General features: G+C 56.4%; 17 protein-coding genes and 1 other annotated feature. Of the genes, 10 read left to right on the top strand and 7 right to left on the bottom strand.

Annotation, left to right across the window (positions count from 1 at the left end; all coding sequences use genetic code 11):
* From EKM95_RS07040 to EKM95_RS07025, 4 genes are all read left to right on the top strand, one after another.
* Positions 1–373: transposase (locus tag EKM95_RS07040; RefSeq protein ID WP_318530897.1), on the top strand; the 373-nt coding region annotated here is incomplete at its 5' end.
* A gap of 193 nt (positions 374–566) precedes the next feature.
* On the top strand, positions 567–2,174 hold the full coding sequence (locus tag EKM95_RS07035) for a glycoside hydrolase family 31 protein (RefSeq protein WP_225423215.1): 1,608 nt from the start codon (positions 567–569) through the stop codon (positions 2,172–2,174).
* Between the two features lie 117 nt (positions 2,175–2,291).
* A complete protein-coding gene (locus EKM95_RS07030) occupies positions 2,292–2,549 on the top strand; it encodes a type II toxin-antitoxin system Phd/YefM family antitoxin (RefSeq protein WP_125697140.1) in 258 nt (85 codons plus the stop codon).
* Entirely contained in the window at positions 2,549–2,818 is a 270-nt protein-coding gene (locus tag EKM95_RS07025) for a type II toxin-antitoxin system YoeB family toxin (protein ID WP_225423213.1), read from the top strand. Before EKM95_RS07030 ends, EKM95_RS07025 begins: the two co-directional genes overlap by 1 nt.
* Before the next feature lie 262 nt (positions 2,819–3,080).
* Here EKM95_RS07025 and EKM95_RS07020 read toward each other — a convergent pair whose 3' ends face one another.
* On the bottom strand, positions 3,081–4,241 hold the full coding sequence (locus EKM95_RS07020) for an MFS transporter (protein WP_125697137.1): 1,161 nt from the start codon (positions 4,239–4,241) through the stop codon (positions 3,081–3,083).
* A gap of 191 nt (positions 4,242–4,432) precedes the next feature.
* On the opposite strand from EKM95_RS07020, the gene EKM95_RS07015 reads away from it, so the two are divergent.
* From EKM95_RS07015 to EKM95_RS07000, 4 genes are all read left to right on the top strand, one after another.
* Positions 4,433–5,230, top strand: coding sequence for an SGNH/GDSL hydrolase family protein (locus EKM95_RS07015; protein ID WP_125697136.1), 798 nt, complete (start codon positions 4,433–4,435; stop codon positions 5,228–5,230).
* Positions 5,231–5,333: 103 nt separating this feature from the next.
* A complete protein-coding gene (locus EKM95_RS07010) occupies positions 5,334–7,112 on the top strand; it encodes an ABC transporter ATP-binding protein (RefSeq protein ID WP_125697135.1) in 1,779 nt (592 codons plus the stop codon).
* 298 nt (positions 7,113–7,410) lie between these two features.
* Positions 7,411–7,743 carry a PadR family transcriptional regulator gene (locus EKM95_RS07005; protein WP_125697134.1) on the top strand — a complete coding sequence of 111 codons (333 nt, stop codon included), beginning with the start codon at positions 7,411–7,413 and terminating at the stop codon, positions 7,741–7,743.
* Between the two features lie 3 nt (positions 7,744–7,746).
* On the top strand, positions 7,747–9,852 hold the full coding sequence (locus EKM95_RS07000; RefSeq protein ID WP_125697133.1) for a DUF4097 family beta strand repeat-containing protein: 2,106 nt from the start codon (positions 7,747–7,749) through the stop codon (positions 9,850–9,852).
* A gap of 88 nt (positions 9,853–9,940) precedes the next feature.
* On the opposite strand, the gene EKM95_RS06995 is transcribed toward EKM95_RS07000, so the two are convergent.
* The 6 genes from EKM95_RS06995 to EKM95_RS11645 all read right to left on the bottom strand — a co-directional run bounded on the left by EKM95_RS06995 (position 9,941) and on the right by EKM95_RS11645 (position 16,235).
* Positions 9,941–10,783, bottom strand: a complete 843-nt coding sequence (locus EKM95_RS06995) for an alpha/beta hydrolase (RefSeq protein WP_125697132.1) — start codon at positions 10,781–10,783, stop codon at positions 9,941–9,943.
* Between the two features lie 633 nt (positions 10,784–11,416).
* Positions 11,417–12,565, bottom strand: coding sequence for a trans-sulfuration enzyme family protein (locus EKM95_RS06990; protein ID WP_125697131.1), 1,149 nt, complete (start codon positions 12,563–12,565; stop codon positions 11,417–11,419).
* Between the two features lie 25 nt (positions 12,566–12,590).
* Entirely contained in the window at positions 12,591–13,412 is an 822-nt protein-coding gene (locus EKM95_RS06985) for a transporter substrate-binding domain-containing protein (RefSeq protein ID WP_125697130.1), read from the bottom strand.
* A 13-nt stretch (positions 13,413–13,425) separates the two neighbouring features.
* Entirely contained in the window at positions 13,426–14,166 is a 741-nt protein-coding gene (locus tag EKM95_RS06980) for an amino acid ABC transporter ATP-binding protein (protein WP_125697129.1), read from the bottom strand.
* A complete protein-coding gene (locus EKM95_RS06975) occupies positions 14,166–14,879 on the bottom strand; it encodes an amino acid ABC transporter permease (RefSeq protein WP_125697128.1) in 714 nt (237 codons plus the stop codon). The genes EKM95_RS06980 and EKM95_RS06975 overlap by 1 nt, the downstream gene beginning before the upstream one ends.
* A 60-nt stretch (positions 14,880–14,939) precedes the next feature.
* Positions 14,940–15,172, bottom strand: a binding site (T-box leader).
* 694 nt (positions 15,173–15,866) lie between these two features.
* On the bottom strand, positions 15,867–16,235 hold the full coding sequence (locus EKM95_RS11645; protein WP_164510118.1) for a hypothetical protein: 369 nt from the start codon (positions 16,233–16,235) through the stop codon (positions 15,867–15,869).
* A 59-nt stretch (positions 16,236–16,294) separates the two neighbouring features.
* On the opposite strand from EKM95_RS11645, the gene metE reads away from it, so the two are divergent.
* On the top strand, positions 16,295–18,577 hold the full coding sequence (metE, locus tag EKM95_RS06970; protein ID WP_125697127.1) for a 5-methyltetrahydropteroyltriglutamate--homocysteine S-methyltransferase: 2,283 nt from the start codon (positions 16,295–16,297) through the stop codon (positions 18,575–18,577).
* Positions 18,555–19,427, top strand: a complete 873-nt coding sequence (gene metF / locus EKM95_RS06965) for a methylenetetrahydrofolate reductase [NAD(P)H] (RefSeq protein ID WP_125697126.1) — start codon at positions 18,555–18,557, stop codon at positions 19,425–19,427. Before metE ends, metF begins: the two co-directional genes overlap by 23 nt.
* Positions 19,428–19,630 lie beyond the last annotated feature (203 nt).

The raw sequence follows: 19,630 nt of genomic DNA, 5'->3' as shown, positions 1-19,630 counted from the left end.
AGTGACCAGCCTGGCCTCCGAGGCTCCAGAGACTTTGTTCAAGACCTATAGACAGCGGGGCAATGCTGAGAACCAAATTAAGGAGCTGAAATGCGGGTTTGGCTTTGACAAAACAGACAGCTCAACTTTTGCACGGAACACTGCACGAGCCTTGATCACCGGTATTGCCTATAACCTGGTTCAGCTCTTTAAACAGCTCTTTGTCTCGGAAGACCGTCGTTCAACCATCTCCTCGCTACGGTTCAGTCTCTTTCACATCGCCGGTAGGATTACTTGGCACGCCCGTCGTGTGGTGATTCATCTTGCTTCTAACTATGTTTACAAGAACTGGTTTAGTCGGCTCATGGACGAAGTCCATCAGTTGGCGACCTGAACTGAATAACTGAATAGGTCGTGCGTCGAGCCGAAAACTGGGTCGGTCTGTTCGTGGTGCATCGATCACCAACTTCTCCGCTCAGTCAGTATTCGCAACGCTCCAAACGTTGCTTTCAGACCGGCCAGATGCGATTTCATGTCCCAAATACCGAGGTGAATAATCCAGGTACATCGATGCGGCTGGCGGCAAGTTGAACTATTATCTTTTTGCTGGCCCGACGATGACGGATGTGGCCGAGGCCTACACGACGCTCACGGGCACCACCCCGCTGCCGCAGAAGTGGACGCTGGGCTACCAGCAGTCCCGCTTCAGTTACGCCAGTGAAAAGGTGGTGCGGGACTTGGCGGCGAAAATGCGCGCGCTGAACATTCCGTGTGACGCGATTCATTTGGATATCGACTACATGGATGGCTTCCGGGTGTTCACGGCCGATCCCGAGCGTTTTCCCCAGATGAAGGGGATGATCGCCGACCTCAAGCAACAGGGCATCAAGGTGGTCACGATCATCGATCCTGGGGTCAAGGTCGACAAGCAGTATGCGATCTATGAAGACGGGCTGGCCAAGCACGCGTTTGCGACCAACCCCGATGGCACGCCCTATGTGAACACGGTGTGGCCGGGCAAGGCGGTGTACCCCGATTTTGGAAATCCGGCTGTGCGCACGTGGTGGGGGCAGAATCAGCAGTTTTTGACTGACCTCGGTGTGGCCGGGGTGTGGAACGATATGAACGAACCGGCCGGCTTTGACGGGCCGATTCCGGATGACACGGTCTTTTCCGATAATGGCCAACCATCCACGGCGCTGGCGATGCACAACGTCTTTGGCCAAAATATGGCGCATGCGACCTACGACGGCCTGAAAAAATTGACCGGGAAGCGGCCATTCGTGATCAGTCGCGCCGTTTATGCCGGGGCACAGCGCTACACGACCGTTTGGACCGGCGATAATCGCTCGACCTGGGCGCATTTGCGACTGGCCTTGCCGCAACTGTGCAGCCTGGGCCTGTCCGGCATCCCATTTGCCGGAACTGACATTGGTGGGTTCACCAGTGACACAACGGCGGAGCTCATGACGCGGTGGCTGGAGGCGGCCCTATTTTCCCCATTGCTGCGAAATCACAGCACGGCACGCTCGCGGCTGCAGGAACCCTGGGCGTTCGGCGAGCCAACGCTGAGCATCTACCGAAAATTCGTGGAATTGCGCTACCATCTGCTGGATCTGTTGTACGACTTGTTTGCGCTACAACCGAGCCTGCCGATCATGCGGCCGCTGGTACTGCATTACCAAGATGATGCGCGAGTCCAGACGCTGAATGATGAGTACCTGGTGGGCGAGTCGCTGCTGGTGGCGCCAGTCGTCGAGCAGGGCGCGACCCAGCGCCTGGTGTATCTGCCGACTGGGGACTGGATCGATTTTTGGACCGGCAAGACAGTCGCCGGCGGGCAAAGCATCGTGGTGGACGCCCCACTGGATCACTTGCCGCTGTTCGTTAAGGCGGGGAGCCTGTTGCCATGGCGGCCGCTGACCCAATCAGTGGATGTGGCGACGGAAACGACGCTGACGTTCCGCTGCTACGGCAAGGCCGGCGTGTACACGCATTATCAGGATGACGGGGAAGATCTCGCGTATCAAAACGGGGCTTACAATCTGTATGAGGTCCGTTTTGATGGCGACCAGGCCAGCGTCGAGTTGACGCGCCAGGGTTACCCGCACCCGTATCGGAAGATCACCGTGGAGACTGCGGGGCAGGATCATGTGTTCTACTATGTGCCAGAAGCGCGGGCGTATCGGGAATAGAGATGCTAGCAGCGAATCATGAAATACATAACGGTAGTGCTAAGAAGGAACTGTACGCGTTGACGTACGCAATTGAGAACAGTATAATGGGCGTATCGAATAAAGGGGGACACGATGATGGAAACCTATACGCCGACAAATCTTAGAAAGAATCTCTTTGAGATATTAAGTCAGGTATCCGAAGAGAACAAGAGCTATGAGATCACCCTTAAGCAACCTAGTGGTCCAAATAAAGGTGTCATCATGATCAGTAAAGAGCGATATGAGCAACTAGAAGAACTGGACTTTCTTGAGAAAACTGGGACTCTAGACATGGTCCTTGAGCGTATGGCCAAAGAGAAGCCGGATGATTTTACAGACTCGGATGCTTATTAATGAAAGAGGCCTGGAAGGTAGTTCCTTACCGCGATGTCAAACGTAAAGAAGAAGACCTTTTGAAGCGGGCAGGCTTGTTTGAGAGGTATTTAGAGGTGATTAATACCTTGAAAGAGAATCCTTTTAGTTCTGATCACCAGCGCGAGCTTCTTACGCCTCATGCTAAACAAATCTACTCGATGCGAATCAATGCGCAGCATAGGGTTGTTTATACGGTTGATAAAAAAACTTCATGTCGTCAAGGTGTGGGCGGCTTGGTCACATTATGAAAAGCATAGACGAGTTGATTAGCCTATCCGCGAGTATACGAAGATCAACATGTCTCGTGTCAGAACTATCAAGAAACTCGTCGGAACGCAAAAAAGGTCGGTGCACTGGTAAATGCACCGACCTTTTGGCTATTTCTGGGGTTAATAGAATTGCCTGCCAGACCAAAATTGTTATGACTGTACGCTACTTTTTGGTGTGGCTGGCACCTCGGCGGTTTGGGATTCAGACTTGAAAAATCGTGTGCTATTGTCTCTTTGTATCTTACAACGTCAGCCGATTCAACCGTTCAGTTGGCACCAGGACCAGCAAACCGAAGACTAGCAGGAAGACGGGATAGCTGGCCAGTCCGATCGCGCCAGCCGCAAAGCCGAACAGCGGCGGCATGAAGGTCGTGCCGATGTACGCAAAGGCCATTTCGATGCCGATGACGGCCTGGCTGTGCGCGGCTCCGAAATTCATTGGGGTCTCGTGAATGATGGTCGGGTAGATCGGCCCGCTACCCAGCCCGCAGATCACGAGGCCGGCCAGGGCAGGCAAGGCGGAAGACACCGGCAGGAGAATCAAGACGATGCCTGCCAACATGATGCCGGTGCCCAGGCGCAACATGTTTTGATCGCCCAGACGATCGGCGATCAGGCCGGATAATAGACGCCCTACCGTGATGCCGATGTAGTAAAGGGCGGCAAAGCGCGCGGCAGCGGCCGGCGAGACGTCGCGGACTTTCACCAAGTAGCTCGCGGCCCACAACGCGGCGGTCTGTTCCGTGGCGCAATAGGCAAAAAAGGCGAGCAGCACCTCTTTGACCCCGCGCAGGCCGAATAATTCGCGCCAGGTAAGGGGCTGGCTGTCACTGGCATGGGCGCGGGCCGCCTGTTCTTTTTGCCGCCACAACGGCAGTGTCGCGAAAAGCAGTATCGTCAGGGCGACTTGAATCACGCCGATGATGCGGTAGCCGCTGTGCCACCCGAGTGAATGCGTCAGGGCAAAGCCCATCACATAGGGGCTGATGGCGGCGCCGATGCCCCAACAGGCATGCAGCCAGTTCATGGTGCGACTCGGGTAATGCAGGGCGACAAAATTGTTCAGTGCCGCATCCACCGCGCCCGCGCCTAACCCATATGGAATGGCCAAGAGGCAGAGCTGCCAAAATTGGGTGGCAACGGAAAAGCCTAACAGTGCCAGCGCGGTGGTCAGCACGGATACGGCGGTGACTTTACCGGCGCCGAACCGACGCGTCAGGCGGTCGGACAGGAGGCTGGAAATGATCGTGTCGGCCGAGATGATCATCGTGACGATGCCGGCGTAGGCCACCGGGACATGAAGCGCGGTGTGCATGACCGGCCAGCCGGCGCCGATCAAAGAATCCGGCAGACCCAGGCTGATAAAGGCGAGATAAATAATGGCAAGCAGCGCAGAAAACATTTCGGGACCCTCCTGAAAGTCAATGGCTTTAGTGTAGCGGAAAGGGCTGTGATGTCAACGCTTGCAGGCATATAATAAAAAGATATTGAGACGCAGATGGGTAAACTGGCGAGGCTGGAAATGCAGCGACGCGGTGGGCAACGGCTGACCGGCTTGGCTGCAGGCCTCAGTGCTGTTTGAGGAGGAGTCTTATGAGAGCGCAACAACATCACCAAAACCACCGGATGATCTGGGTGATCATCGCGGCCATCCTGATCATTGCGGGCGTCGGCACCGCATTTTTCGTGCATCAACAACAGGCTGTCAAAGCCCGCGAGACGTCGCTGTCCCGTGCGTCGTCCCAGGCGGCGAGTCGGGCGAAGGCCAGTTCCATTGCCGAGTCCAAAAAGGCCAGTTCCATCGCGGCGTCATCAAGCAAGGCCAAACTTGCTTCAGAAATGGCAGCGGACCCGCTTTATAAGGAATACAAGAATTACGGCTTGACCTATGAGATGATCCAAGGCGCAAAGACTTTGCAGATCTCGGCGGTCGGGGACTCTGTGATGCTGGGGTCCGATTACGGGTTGAAGGAACTGTTCCCGCAGATTCAGCTCGACGCCTCGGTCTCACGCCAGGTCAGCGAAGGGCCGGCCTTACTGCAGAAATTGCAGGTGGCAGGGCGGCTCGCGGATGTCGTCGTGGTTGGCCTGGGCACCAATGGCCCGGTGGATGCCGATGCGATCAAAGCGGTGATGGACGTCGTGGGCACCAGCCGCCAAGTCTTTTGGGTGACGAATTATGCGCCTGAAACGAGCTGGATGACGGCCAATAATCAGGAGATCGAAAAAGCCGCCAGCACGTATGACAACTTCACGGTGATCGACTGGGCAAAGTTGGTCGCACCACACAAGGACTGGCTGACGGCGGACGGGGTGCATCCTGAGGTCAATGGCCAGGTGTGGTACTACACCTTGATTGTCAAAACGGTCATGGCGAAGGTGTTGAAGTAAGTTTTTGCGGTGAGAAATAGGTTACGGTCAACTTGCGGCCAAGGCCTTGCAGTCAACGTTTCGCCCAGAAAGTCATGCAGTCAGAGAAAAGGGGCAGTGGTCAATGAAAGAATCCGCTTCAGCGGACACCAGTGAGCAACCCACCAGTTTGCCTGAGATGTTCAGTTTTGTTTTCAGCAAGGTCCTGAACAACAAGTGGCTGCTGATCGTCAACGTGCTTGCCCTGACGCTGATCACGGCGCTGCAGTTCGTGATGCCGCAGATCGAGCAGAATATTATTGATAAGGTGATTCCGGAGAAAAATCTCGCGCATCTGGCGGCGGTGATCGGCCTGCTTTTATTGACGGCGCTGGCGCTGGGCCTGCTAAATTATTTTTCCATGTATTACATGACGGTGATGAGCCAAAATGCGATCACGGATCTGCGCAACGACTTGTTCCAGTACATTCTGGGGCAGGACACCGCGTTTTTTGAGGAAAGTCGCACCGGCGATCTGATGACGCGGCTGACGTCGGATATCTCCAATTTGCAGGGGTTGATTTCCAGCAACATGCTCAGCATGATCGGCAATTTATTCACGTTTGTCGGCGTGCTTGCGATGATTTTTTGGATCAACTGGCAAATGGCGCTGGCCGTCTTTTTGACCTTCCCGCTGGAATTTCTCGTGTACCGCGTTTTCCGAGTGCGGATCCGCAACGCGTTTCGGCGCGCCCGGGCGCAACAGGCGCGGATGTCCAACCAGATGCAACAGACGCTCACGCAGATCGACCTGATCAAGTCCTACACAAGCGAGCAACTTGAGGCGGATCGCTTCGACGCCATCGCCCAGGAAAATAAGGCCGACATGATCGACGCAGGGCGCAATCAGGCGCTATTTTCCCCGCTGATCGACGGGGTCAACGCGCTGGGCACGGCGATCGTACTGTCGCTGGGGGCGTTTTTCATCATGCGCGGGGACCTGACGATTGGCGCGCTGGTGGCGTATCTGACCTATGTCGGGATGGTACAGGCCCCGATTCAATCGCTGACGCGGATGCTCAATCAGCTGCAACAGGCCCTTGTTTCCTATGGCCGCATCAAGTCGATCATGGTGGCAACGCCCAAGGTGATCGACGCGCCAGCCGCCCAGCCGCTCGCGGATCTGCATGACGGCATTCACCTGCAAGACGTGACCTTCACGTATGACCGCGCCCGCGACAAGTCGCATCCGACGCTCGATCAGGTCAGCTTCGATATTCCGGTCGGCCAGACCACCGCGCTGGTTGGCCATTCGGGTTCGGGAAAAACGACAATCACGAAACTGTTGACGCGCCTGTATGACATCGATAGCGGCCATATTTTGCTCGACGGCCAGGAGATTCGAGACGTGACGCTGGCAAGCCTGCGCCAGCACATCGCGGTGGTGTCGCAGGATGTCTACGTGATCGACGGGACGATCGCGGATAATATCTTGTATGGGCGGCCCGGGGCAACCACGGCCGAAGTTGAAAATGTGGTGCGACTGGCGGATCTGGATGGGTTCATCCAGACACTGCCGCAGGGGCTGGCCACGCCGGTTGGTGAGCGCGGGGTCAAACTATCCGGCGGGCAAAAACAACGGCTGGCCATTGCCCGGGCGCTATTGAAGGATGCGCCAGTGATCATTTTGGATGAAGCCACCGCGGCGCTGGACAATGAATCGGAAAAAGCGATTCAGCATGCCCTCGACAATCTGCTGGTCGCGCGGACCTCGCTGGTGATCGCACACCGTTTGTCGACGGTCCATAACGCCGATCAGATCGTGGTGCTGGAGGACGGCCAGGTCCAGGAGATCGGCACCCACGATGGCCTGATGGCGCAAAATGGCGTCTACGCACGGCTTTACAACGCGCAATTTGAATAGATGAAACGGCGGCGTGTCAGCGATGGCGCGCCTTTTTTGATTCAAGGTGCGTAGGCTCGCGGGATGACGGGGCAGCTAGTTCGGCCTGGGTGCTTGGGGGCGCTCCTTGCCCACGAGTACCCAGGTCGACTAGAGGTACCCGCCATGCGAGCCGAAACCCGATTATGACAAGGTGCGTAGGCTCGCGGGATGGCCGGGTAGACGCCTGAATTTGATGGACAGATTAGATTTCTTTAGGAAGTACTATTCTCAACAAAGTAATTATGCTATAGTTGCCTCATCAAAAGGAGGGAGCAACGTGGAAGTATCCAAAGATATGGTGCGCGGGTATCTCAGTGCGATCGTTTTGAACGTGCTGGCGCAAGGCGAAAGTTACGGCTACCAGGTGACCAAAGACATCGCTGCGCTCAGTGGTGGGGCCTATGAGATCAATGAAGCGACCCTGTACACTGTTTTCAAACGATTGGAAAAAGCCGGGCTGATCGCCAGTCACTGGGGCGATGAAAGCCAAGGCGGCCGGCGCAAATATTATCAGATCACAAAAACGGGCAAGATCGAGCTGACGGACGAGCGGGCCAATTGGCAACTGGCGGCCAAGACGATCGACACGTTGATCAACGGGAGGCTGTAAAAAATGAATGAGATGTATGCAGCAATTGATGAGCAGCTAGATGCGGCATTTGCAAAATATCCGGCGAGTCAGGCGATGGTCGATCTGCGCGATGAGATTCGCGATGACCTGGCCGCGGCTGCTCAGGAAAAACGGGAGCACGGTATTGCCCCGCGCGATGCCGCGATGCAGGCCTGGCAGGAATTCGGCGACATCAGCGACCTTCTGCAGGAAACGGCGGCTGAAGCGGATTCTGGTCGTGGGGCGGCTGATGCGGAAGAGACGACGGCCACTTCGGATGATGCCAGTGCGGCTGAGCTGGAGGTGACCGCGGAGGGACCGGATGTCGACGTGCCTGATGCGCCCAAGCCAGCGCCCGATTTTGACGATCAGCTCGATGCAGCGATCGATAAGCAGATCGCGGACATCAACGCGATGGTCGAGGCGCAGGTCAACGGCGCATTTGGGGTCGACGACGACCAAGACCTCGATGATAAGATCGATGCGGCGATCGACGCCCGGTTCGCGGACTTTGGAGATGAGGCGGACGAGGGTACAGATCAAGACGGCCGCGATACAGACGCTGATCAGGGCAGCACGAAAGCAGGCGCGGGCGATGCGGCGAAGGATGAGCAAGCCCAGGATGCAGACGACCAGAATTCGTTTGCCGCAATTGCCCGGGCGGCGCGGCGTCAGGCCCAGGCCGCGATGGCGCAGGCCCAAGACCAGATTCGGCGGGCATTGGGGCAAAGCAAAGGCGAGCTAAAAAAAGCGGCGCGTGAGGCGGCTCAAGACATCCAGCAGGAAGCCTATGATCAGGCGCAAGCAGCGCGCGATGCCGGCAGGGAACAGGCGGCGCAGGCACGGGCACTGGCTGAGGCCAGCCGCCACTATGCCAAGCAGGCCAAGGCGGCAGCCGCTGCCCAGACAGGTGAAGATAAAGATGCGAGCGCAGACGCAGACCTTGCCGTTGACAACACCATGACGGCGGGGCTGGCAGGGGTGTCGGACATCACCATCAACTACCCGGTGGATGACGTCACCCTGGTTGCCGGAGACACGGATGAGTTGGTGGTCGAGGAAGCATTTTCCACGGCGAAACGAACGTATTATGGTCACCTGGTCAATGAGGGCGGAACGGTGATCGTTGAAGGTGGCGATCATCCGGTGTCGTCACTGCGCGTTACGATCAACGGCCATCGCTTCGGTTTCTGGGCGCACATCACGGTGAAAATTCCGACCAGCTATCATGGGAGTCTGACCATCACCACGGAATCCGGGGATGTGGCCGCCAGCCAGCTCAATTTAGCGGCACCGCTCACCATTGGTAGTGAAGACGGCGACATTCGGCTACACCAGCTTCAGGTGGGTGATCTGACCGCGACTTCCGAGGATGGCGACATCTCAGGCGATGGGCTGACTGTATCAGGGGAGGTCACCCTGACGACGGAAGATGGCGACCTTCAGCTGGCGCAAAGCACGATCGCTGGGGAGCTGACCGCGACGACTGAAAGCGGAGACCTGACGCTGATCGGCATCAAGGCTGGCCAACTGACGGCGAATAGCGATGACGGCGATGTGCACAGCGAGCGGGTCAAAGTTGAGGCCGATGCGATGCTGACCAGTGCAAACGGGGATCTGGCTGTTTTTCAGCTGGCCAGCGAAACCGGGGCGCTCACCCTCAGTAGCGACGATGGAAATGTGCATGCAAGTTTGTTGAAGGCTGTTACCACGGTCGTTGCGTCCGCCGAAAGTGGCGACGTGACTCTGAGTCAAGCGGCGGCGCCAACAATTGTGGCCAGTGCCAGCGACGGCGATGTGCGCGGCGATCAGCTCAGCGGGGAGGTCACGCTGTCTTCGGAAAGCGGGAATGTGATGTTCACTCAGCCAGCGCTGGCCGCAGATGCCTCGCTGTCTGCGGAAGACGGGGATGTGCGCGCCAAGCTTGGGCCGACTGCGACCTTTGCCTTCGATTTGAGCTCGGATGATGGCGAGTTGACCGAACGGACGCGCCAGCCGCTGCGCTTCACGACCCGGGAGGCGCATCACCATATCGGCACCGTGGGCATCGGCGGATCGGCCACGTTGACTGCAACAAGCGCCAGCGGAGATGTGTCGATTCAGGCTTGATTGATTACGACAAGATTGGTCTGGAAAATAAGCAGTGTCAACAAAAAGGACCCGGCAATTTGCCAGGTCCTTTTTGCGTCTTCGTATGCTATTTTCGCGCCGCCCATAAAAATTCATCGACAGTGCGGGCGACTTTGGGATTGGTGCGCAGCTGGCTGTGCTGGGCCCGTGCGCCGGTGAACTTGGCCTCGCGATAACTGCGGGCGCGGCCGGCAACCAGCCAGCCGAGGGCGCGAGATGAGGCGTTGAAGATCCGGCCATCACTGCCGGTGTCATCCCAGTCGCCGTAAACGTTGAGAAAATCGATCTGGCCGGCCGGAATGCTGTCGCGATCCAGCATCGCGCGGCGAAAATCGGGCGCCAGGAACCGCGGCTGGCCGCTTCGCTGAATACGATTGTTGCGCGGCTGCATATGCATGCCGGGAATCCCGTCAAAATTGCCGGCAATCGCCGCATACCGTTGTAGTTGGGGAAGCTTGTGGTCTTTTCCGTAGCGTAATTCATAATAGAGGACAGCGGCGTTGCCCAGCGAATGGGCGACGATGTTGAATTTTTTCACCCCATAACGCGCACGCAAGCCCACCAGGACGTTATGGAGCCAGTCGGAGATGAGGTCGTAGTTGAGCGTGCGGTTGTCCTGAAACACCACCTTGACCAGCGGCCGGCGCACCCGCGCGAGCCAATGCCCGGTGAAGGTGACCTGGCCGTGCGAATCGACGGTTGCGGTGAGGACTTGCTGGGCATTGTCGACTTGTTCTGCGCGTGTCATCAGCGCCTGCATCGAATGCGCGTTGCCGAAGTGGCCGTGCAGATACAACGTGACCGGCGCCTGTTCGTGGGCGGCGGTGGTTTGGCGCGGTGTCGCCGCGAAGATCACGATGGCGGCCGCAGCGAGGATGCCCACCACGAGAAACCAGAGATGCTTTTTCATTTGTCGGGCCTCCTCATCCTTGTTTGACGTCAGTATACCGGAAAATCGTTAAGAAAATAGTCGTCTTACGCAAATGTTCGTTCGCATAAATGGTACGACAGGTGGTGAGGGAAGCAGCTGAGACGGAAACACGCCATTCACGATGATGATCGCGAGTGGCGTGTGCGTGGGAAGCGCGAAGATGCGGATGACTTGTGCGTGAAAACACGGTGAACAGGCGGTGTGACAAGGCTGAGAGGTGGTAGACAGAAATTCGCGTGACCCTGTAAACTGGATTCGCAGCATTGTGATGACGGTTGGCTAATCCAAGATGCGAGGAGTTGGTGCCTATGCAGGCTCTCATAACTCTGAACAGAAGGGAGGTGCCCGTGTGTCGTTCGCCGAGGTGATCGTACTACTTAAGTTGCTGGTTGACTTAGTGGCCGCGATCGTCGAGCTCGTAAAGGCGTGCAAGGACAACAAAAAAAGACCGTCAGTAACTTTTTAGCCGAAGTCTGACGATCTTTGTCTACTAAAGCCAACTGTTACGCAGGCTGTGGGGTCGCTTTTGGGCGGCCTTTTTACTTATTCATTATATCATGGAATGCGCTCACTTGAAAAGCCTAGCAAAGGTCGCAATGCAGCTGTTTATGCCTATTTTGTAGCTTTGGCCAGCGCCTGTTTGATGTCGCCGAGCAGATCCTCGATGTCCTCGAGTCCAACGGCCAGCCGCACCAGCTGTGGGGTGATGCCAACGGCCAAGCGGTCCGCCACTGGCAATTCCGCGTGGGTCATGGTGTACGGCAATTCGGCAAGACTGGACACGGAGCCCAGCGAAACGGCTAACCGGAACAATTTCAGCTCGTCGACGAAGCGGCTGGCATCGATGCTCGGCGCCAGCTCCACGGACAGCACCGCGCCGTAGCCATTGGTCTCGCTTGCCGCGACCGCGTGATCCGGATCATCCGGCAGGCCAGGATAGTGGACAACCGTCGCCGTCTCCGAGTCGTGGAAAAATTCGGCGATGGCTTGGGCATTGGCGTCTTCGCGATCCATCCGGACGGCCAGGGTCTCAATGCCGCGCCGAACCAGCTCCGCGTCACGCGGTGAGAGCACCCCACCGAGGCCATTTTGGGCAAAATAGATCTGCGCGCCCAATTCAGCTGTCTTGGTGACGACGATGCCTGCCACCAGATCCGAATGGCCACCCAGATATTTGGTGGCGGAGTGCAGCACAATGTCGGCGCCCAGCGTCAGTGGCTGCTGGAGATACGGGGTCAGGAAGGTGTTATCGACGATCGTGAGCAGGTCGTGTTTTTTCGCTAAGGCCGCGATCTTGCGCACATCCGTCACATGAAGCAACGGGTTGGTGAAGGTCTCAAAATAGATGGCCTTCGTGTTGGGCTGAATCGCGGCTTCGACGGCGGCGAGGTCGCGAGTGTCAACGGCGGTGAAGCTGAGGCCGTGCTTGGCAAAATACCCGTTGATCAGGCGCCAGGTGCCGCCGTAGACCGTGTCGCCGACGATGATGTGGTCGCCGGGGGCAAAAATCGTCAGCGTCCCATGGATGGCGGCCAGCCCTGAGGAAAATGCGAACGCCGCCGCGCCTTCCTCGAGATCGGCGACCTGTTTTTCCAAAAACTCGCGGGTCGGGTTACCAGAGCGGCTGTAATCCCAGCGAACGTCGCTTTCCGCATTGGGAAACTCGAAGGTCGAGGTCGTGTAAACGGGCGGATTGATCGCGCCGGTATTGTTGTCATTGAGTGGGGTGCCATGAACGAGGCGCGTATTGAATTTTGTCATGCAGCAGACTTCTTTCTATTAACGGTTACTTGTCTTCCGTGATGTCGGCGTTGAAGTATTGCTTGGAGAGCTTGGTCAGCGTGCCATCTTCGCGGAGTTCCTTGATCGCCTTGTTGACGGCCTTGGTCAGCGCAGTGCTCTTCTTGTTCAACAGCGCAGCGATCTTGGCAGCAGGGACGTCGCTGGATGGAATCTCAGTTGCGGTCCATGCCGAGGTGTCCTCGGTCTTGGCGTAGGTGCTCCAAGCCGAAACGGCGTTGATCGTCGCATCCGCGCGCCCATCCTTCACGAGCTGCAGGGACGTGGTGAATTCCTGACTCGGCACAACGGTCGCGCCGAATTTCTTGGCCAGCGCCTCGTTATCGGAGCCGGTTGCATCGGCGGTCTTCTTTCCCTTGATGTCGGCAATCTTGGTGATATCCTTATTGCCCTTCTTGGTGATCAGGATATAGCGCGAGTAAACGTAAGGGGTACTGAACGAATAGGCTTTCGCCCGTTCCGGGGTCTCGGTAATGTTGTTCAGCGAGATATCAAACCGGCCGGAGCCAACGCCCTGAATCAGGCTGTCCCACTTGGTCGGCTTGAAATCGGCGGTCAGGCCCAACTTCTTCGCAATAGCCTTGGACAGATCGACTTCAAAGCCGGTCAGTTTGCCATTGGCGCGATAGGAATAAGGGGCGTAGGTGCCTTCAAGGCCGACTGTCAGCTTGCCTTTGGAGACCAGTTCGGAATCCACGGTGTCGCCCTTTGAGCTGGAACTGGAGGTACTGCCGCAAGCGGCAAGACCCAGGGCAATGACAGCGAGGCCGGCAACAGAGGCGAGGGTACGGATAATTGTTTTCTTCATATTGAAACGCTCCTTAAATTGAGAAAGTCATTGAATCGATGAAACTCTTGATACGATCGTTCGTCGAATGGAAAAAGCCATCCGTGGGGCCGTCATACAGCGCATCGCCATTTTCGATGAACAGGATCTTATTGGCGACGCGCTGGGCAAAGGCCATGTTGTGCGTGACGATGATCATTGATTGGTTCTGATCATGAATCGCCAGCAGCACCTTCAACACCTCAAGCTCGAGCTCGGGGTCCAGCGCGGACGTGGGCTCATCGAGCAAAATGTATTGCGGATGCATGGCCAAACTGCGGGCAATCGCCACGCGCTGGGACTGGCCGCCGGAAAGCTCGACCGGATAGGCGTCCGCCTTGTCGAGCAGGCCAACAGAATCCAGCAAGGTCAAGGCTTCTTTGGTGGCCGCATCTTTTGATTGATGCAGCACATGGACGGGTCCCTCGATCACATTTTGTAGAACAGAGAAATGGGGAAACAGGTTGAAGCTCTGGAACACCATTTCGGTGCGCTGGCGCACTTCAAGCGTGGTCTTGCTCGTAATGGGCTTGGCAAAATCGATCTGCAGGTCGTCGCAGTCGTAGATGCCCGACTCCGGGCGTTCCAGCAGATTGAGACTGCGCAACATGGTGGATTTCCCCGAACCGCTGGGGCCGAGGACCACGGTGGTCTGTTGCTCAGGGAATTCCGTGGACAGATCCTTCAACACCGGCGTTTCGCCGAATGTCTTATTAACGTGACTGAGCTTGAGCATCAGTTTGCACCTCCTTCACCGGCTGTGATGTGCTTGGATGTCACTTTTTCAAGGTAACTCTGTAGCCATGTCAAGATTGTACAGATCACGGCGTACAGCAGGGCGACCAGGCTGTACATCATCAGCGGTTGGTAATTTTCCCCCGCGTATTGCTGGGAGACTTGGAACATTTCCACCAGGGTGATCGACGCGGCCAGGCTCGTGTCCTTCACCAGGCCGATGAAGGAATTGGAGAGCGGTGGCACGGCGGTTCGGAGTGCTTGTGGCAAAATAATGCGGCGCAGGACCAAACTGCGCTTCATCCCGATCGCAAAGGCGGCTTCCCATTGGCCAGTCGGAATGGATAAAATGGCGGCGCGAATGGTCTCCGAACAGTACGCCCCGGTGTTCAGCGAAAAGGTGATGATTCCGGCCACCACGGGGTCAAGCTTGATGCCGTCAGGAAAGATCCCGGCAATTTTCAGATATGGCAGGCCGAAGTACACAATGAACAACTGCACGAGCAGCGGGGTGCTGCGAAACAGCCAGACATAAAAACTCGAGATGCCTTTGACTATCTTGAACGCGCCGCCGAGCTGGGAAATGCGGGCCAGCGCGACCAGCAGGGCCAAGATGAGTCCGAGAATAAAGGACACGACCGCAATGGGAATGGTGTACTGAAGACCGGCTTTGATCATATTGGGAAGATATTCGTTGAAGATCTGTTGGACCATGTTTTTTCCTCCTGACGATTGAGACAAAGAAAAACGATCTCGTGCTTGCCCGAAAAACTGGACAAGGACGAAATCGCTTCGTGGTACCACCTTGGTTCAGAGTGCAAAATGCGCTCCCTTAAGCATACAAACATATGCCGACTCGATAACGGGAGTGCCCGCTGACAGCTGACCGAAGCTCACCGCCAAAACTCTTGAGAACCATATTCGCTACGCCGCAACCACTTGCTTCCACCAACCGCAAGTTCTCTGAACGCGCTAGCCGTACCTACTCATCCTCATGTCGTACTTATTGTATGTAAGCGTAGCGGCTTTTATCGGCTTTGTCAACAGCGCCCCTCAAAATTTTTTTGTTGTCAGTTTGGGAGCGGGTCAAACGCCCGGGTGGGCTGCCGCCGGAAATGGCTGGAACGCTCCCAAGTGACTTTAAGCCCGCACAGACCGCGGTCTTAAAGCTCACTTTCGGTGTAAGCGGCACAGCCGCTAACACCGACGAGGGGGCTTGCTCTTGGCGTTAGGCATTTATGCCTTACGCCAAGACATGCGAAGCGAGCCATTTCTGGCGGCAGACCACCCTCACATCCAGCAACAAAAAATTTTGGGGAAGAGGCGGCTAACAAAGCCGATACGCTTGGTAATGAGGACAAGGATTGAGCATTGAGGCTACGGCGGATGGCTGGTCTTTCTGTGCGTGACTGCCCGTGATGCAAGCCTTGAAATCTGTGATTGTCTAATGGCCGCGTCGTGTTTTGGCTTGCGAATAATTCTAGCGTCGATCTGCGGCTGACTGCAATCACTTCTACTAAACCTGCCTGGTTCATCGCCTCTTTCCGTCGGGCCTCATCTTCGAGGACGCGGCTACCTTCACACGTGAAGTTATTTCGGTGAGGGGTTACGCAAAAGGCTCAGCAAATCGTCAGGGTTCTACTGACTTTTCGGAGAAAATGCCAATCATTATTAGGCCCTCAAGAACTACCTGTCGATTTGCTAAGCGTCTTGGTGAGTCAACAGAGTGCTGGAGCACACCCGAATCTTTTCACTGACCACTACACTAAAAAACAAACGCTTGACAGCCCGCAGGTTAGTGAGTAAGATGGGCCTCAACATGATAAAGCGATTAAAAAGATGAGTAGTGCGTGGCCTTTTTCTTAGCGAGCTGCAGATGGTGCAAGGCAGCAAAAAGGTGCGCATGAAGATGGTCTTGGTCAGCGCTTGATCGGCGAGCTTCGGCAAGCCGGTCATGGGGACGCCCATTACAGCGTGCAGGTCTCGCCAATTGGCCGGACCGGTAGAGGCAACACGTGCAAGCGTGTTGTAAACCAAGGTGGTACCACAGCTGAGCTGTCCTTGCTGCATACATTTGTATGCGGCGAGGACAGCTTTTTCTTTTTATCGCGCAAAGGAGAAGACACATTATGACAAAAACGATCATCGGCTACCCACGCATCGGCGAGCACCGCGAGTTGAAGTTTGCCACCCAGAAATTTTTCAAGCATCAATTGACTGAAGACGAGTTGTTGAAGACGGCAAAGGGCCTGCGCGACAAAAATTGGGCGACGCTGAAGGCCGCTGGGTTGAATCAGATTCCAACGGGCGATTTTTCCTTCTTCGACACCACGCTGGACACTGCGTTTTTGCTGAATATCGTGCCGAAGCGCTACCAGGCGTTGGGCTTGTCGCCGCTTGCGGAATACTTTGCACTGGCCCGCGGCTATCAGGGGCCGGCCGGGGATGTGAAGGCGCTGTCGATGAAGAAGTGGTTCAACACGAATTATCATTATCTGGTGCCCGAATTTGATGCGGATACGCAGATCAAGGTCGGCGACTGGCAGCTGTTTGCGCAGTTCAAGGATGCGAAGGAACAGGGCCTCAATGCCCGGCCAGCGCTCGTGGGCTCGTACACGCTGCTTCAGTTGAGCCGCTTTTTGGATGGCAAGCAGGCCGAAGACTTTGTGCCGGCCTTGATCGATGCGTACAGCGAGATCATCGCCAAGCTTGCGTCGCTTGGCGCGGAGTGGATCCAGCTGGATGAACCGGCGCTTGTCTATGATCAGACGATCGCGGACAAGGCGTTGTTCACGAGCCTGTATCAGCCGTTGCTTTCGCACAAGCACGGCGCGAAGATCTTGGCGCAGACGTATTTTGGCGATGTGACGGATGCGCTGAGCGTGCTTGCGTCGCTGCCATTTGATGGGCTCGGCCTTGATTTCATCGAAGGTAAGGCCAATCTGGATCTGGTCACCTCTGCTGGTTTTCCAGAAGACAAGGTGCTGTTTGCCGGCATCGTGAATGGGAAAAACATTTGGCGGACGAATTACGATCAGGCGCTGGCCACGCTGGCGCAGCTCGATCAGGTGGCGCCGCAGCTGGTGCTGTCGACATCTTGCTCGCTCTTGCATGTGCCATACACCACGCGCAACGAGGATCAGATCGCGCCGGAAGAACTCCAGTACCTCGCGTTCGCCGAGGAAAAATTGACTGAGCTGGCTGATCTGGATGCGGCCCGCAATGGCGATAACGCTGCGCTGCAAGCCAACGAAACGCTGTTTTCCAAGCCGCGCTATCAGGAAAATGCGGCGATCAATGCGAAGATCGCGGCACTCAAGCCAGAAGACTACAAGCGGCAACCGGCACGCAAAGAGCGGCTGGCCCTCCAGGCAAAAGAGTTCCACTTGCCTGTTTTGCCAACCACAACGATCGGCTCGTTCCCGCAGACCCCGGCGGTGCGCAAAAACCGGGCGAAGTTCCGCAAAGGCGAGATCTCCGAGGAAGAGTACACGGCGTTCAACCGCGCGGAGACCAAGCGCTGGATCGACATTCAGGAAGAGCTTGGGCTGGATGTGCTCGTGCACGGCGAATTCGAGCGTAACGACATGGTCGAATACTTTGGCGATGAGCTCGAGGGCTTCCGCTTCACCGCAAACGGCTGGGTCCAAAGCTATGGCACGCGCGGGGTCAAGCCGCCGATCATCTGGGGCGACGTGGCCCGCACGCATCCGATCACGGTGGCGGAGACCGTGTACGCACAGAGTCTGACCGACAAGCCGGTGAAGGGGATGCTGACGGGGCCGGTGACGATTCTCAACTGGTCGTTCCCACGCGAGGACGTGTCGCCGAAGCTGTCCACCGAACAGATCGCGCTGGCGCTGGCCGATGAGACCCTTGATCTGGAAAAACACGGGATCAAGATCATTCAGATCGACGAGCCCGCGCTGCGCGAAAATCTGCCACTGCGCAAAAAAGACTGGTTCAGCAAGTATCTCGACTGGGCGGTGCCGGCATTCCGGCTAGTTTCCTCAAAGGTCCAGCCGACCACGCAGATCCACACCCATATGTGCTACTCGGAATTCGGCGATATCATCGAGGCAATCGATGCCTTGGATGCCGATGTGATCTCGTTTGAGGCTGCTCGGGCGGATCTGACGCTACTGGATATTTTGCACGACACGCATTTTGAAACGGAAGTCGGCCCTGGCGTTTACGATATTCACTCGCCACGGGTGCCATCTGAAGACGAGATCGTCACCATCATTCATAAGATCTTGGCGCGTCTGCCAAAGGAACAAGTCTGGATCAATCCGGATTGCGGGCTGAAGACGCGCGAGGAGCCAGAAGTCTTGGCCAGCTTGAAGAATCTGGTGGCGGCCACGAAGCAAGTACGGAAGGAACTCGCCCATGAAAGTCAACCGACTGTTTGAGCAACATCAGGTCATCTCATTTGAATTATTCCCGCCGCGCCGCAAAACGCCGGATGAGGATTTTGACCGGATCGCCGGCACGATGGATGCAATCAGTGCGCTTGGCCCCGATTTTGTCTCGGTGACCTTTGGCGCTGGTGGCTCGCGCCGGCAAAATGGGACGCTTGAGTTGGCTTCGTTGATCAAAAAACGTTACGGAATCGAAAGTGTTGCGCATTTACCGGCGGCGCAACTGGATGCCCAGGCGGTGGATACGCTACTGGGTGAATTCAAGGCGGCTGGGGTGGAAAATATTCTGGCACTGCGCGGAGACATCCCAAAGAACGGCCGGCTCAGCGACGATTTTCCCCATGCCAGTGACTTGGTCCGCCACATTCATGCGGTGGGGGATTTCAATGTGATCGGCGCGTGTTACCCGGAGTGTCATCCGGAGTCGCCTGATCTGGCGACTGATATCCATTTTCTCAAGCAGAAGGTCGATGCCGGCTGCAGTCAGCTGATCTCCCAGCTGTTTTTCGACAATGAGTGTTTCTATGAGTTTGTCGCGCAGTGCCGGGAAGCGGGCATCACAGTGCCAATCGAGGCGGGCATCATGCCCGTCCTCAATCAGCATCAGATCGAGCGGATGGCCACAATGAGCGGGGTGACGTTGCCGAAAAAATTCACCAGCATGATGGCGCGGTATGCGGACAATCCGGTTGCGATGCGCGATGCCGGAATCGCGTATGCAATCGACCAGATCGTCGACTTGCTGGTGCATGGCGTCGACGGGATCCACATTTACACGATGGACAACCCGACTGTCGCAAGCCGCATCGTCCAGGCGACGAAAACGTTGGTGCGGGCATAAACTAATAGCTATCAAAACGCACCTCATTCTGCAGATTGGAATGGGTGCGTTTTTGATTTATTCGACTTCTTTAGATGGTTTGAGCGTCCGGGTGAGCTCCGGCCAGAAATCGGCTGGAACGCTCCCAGGCAACTTTGAGCCCGCAAAGTGCGCGGTCTCAAAGCTTGCCTTCGGTGTAAGCGGCAAGCCGCTAACACCGACGA

The organism is Lacticaseibacillus yichunensis, assembly GCF_003946405.1.
In the GTDB taxonomy this organism is placed as follows: Bacteria; Bacillota; Bacilli; order Lactobacillales; family Lactobacillaceae; genus Lacticaseibacillus; species Lacticaseibacillus yichunensis.
The sequence above is the reverse complement of the archived record's forward strand: the minus strand, read 5'-3'. Positions and strand labels throughout refer to the sequence as shown.

Coding starts and splice junctions, on each gene's coding strand:
- EKM95_RS06995 (WP_125697132.1), bottom strand. CDS start 10,783: ATGAAAAAGCATCTCTGGTTTCTCGTGGTGGGCATCCTCGCTGCGGCC.
- EKM95_RS06985 (WP_125697130.1), bottom strand. CDS start 13,412: ATGAAGAAAACAATTATCCGTACCCTCGCCTCTGTTGCCGGCCTCGCT.
- metE (WP_125697127.1), top strand. CDS start 16,295: ATGACAAAAACGATCATCGGCTACCCACGCATCGGCGAGCACCGCGAG.
- EKM95_RS06975 (WP_125697128.1), bottom strand. CDS start 14,879: ATGGTCCAACAGATCTTCAACGAATATCTTCCCAATATGATCAAAGCC.
- EKM95_RS07020 (WP_125697137.1), bottom strand. CDS start 4,241: ATGTTTTCTGCGCTGCTTGCCATTATTTATCTCGCCTTTATCAGCCTG.
- EKM95_RS07030 (WP_125697140.1), top strand. CDS start 2,292: ATGGAAACCTATACGCCGACAAATCTTAGAAAGAATCTCTTTGAGATA.
- EKM95_RS07015 (WP_125697136.1), top strand. CDS start 4,433: ATGAGAGCGCAACAACATCACCAAAACCACCGGATGATCTGGGTGATC.
- EKM95_RS06990 (WP_125697131.1), bottom strand. CDS start 12,565: ATGACAAAATTCAATACGCGCCTCGTTCATGGCACCCCACTCAATGAC.
- EKM95_RS11645 (WP_164510118.1), bottom strand. CDS start 16,235: ATGCAGCAAGGACAGCTCAGCTGTGGTACCACCTTGGTTTACAACACG.
- metF (WP_125697126.1), top strand. CDS start 18,555: ATGAAAGTCAACCGACTGTTTGAGCAACATCAGGTCATCTCATTTGAA.
- EKM95_RS07000 (WP_125697133.1), top strand. CDS start 7,747: ATGAATGAGATGTATGCAGCAATTGATGAGCAGCTAGATGCGGCATTT.
- EKM95_RS06980 (WP_125697129.1), bottom strand. CDS start 14,166: ATGCTCAAGCTCAGTCACGTTAATAAGACATTCGGCGAAACGCCGGTG.
- EKM95_RS07025 (WP_225423213.1), top strand. CDS start 2,549: ATGAAAGAGGCCTGGAAGGTAGTTCCTTACCGCGATGTCAAACGTAAA.
- EKM95_RS07010 (WP_125697135.1), top strand. CDS start 5,334: ATGAAAGAATCCGCTTCAGCGGACACCAGTGAGCAACCCACCAGTTTG.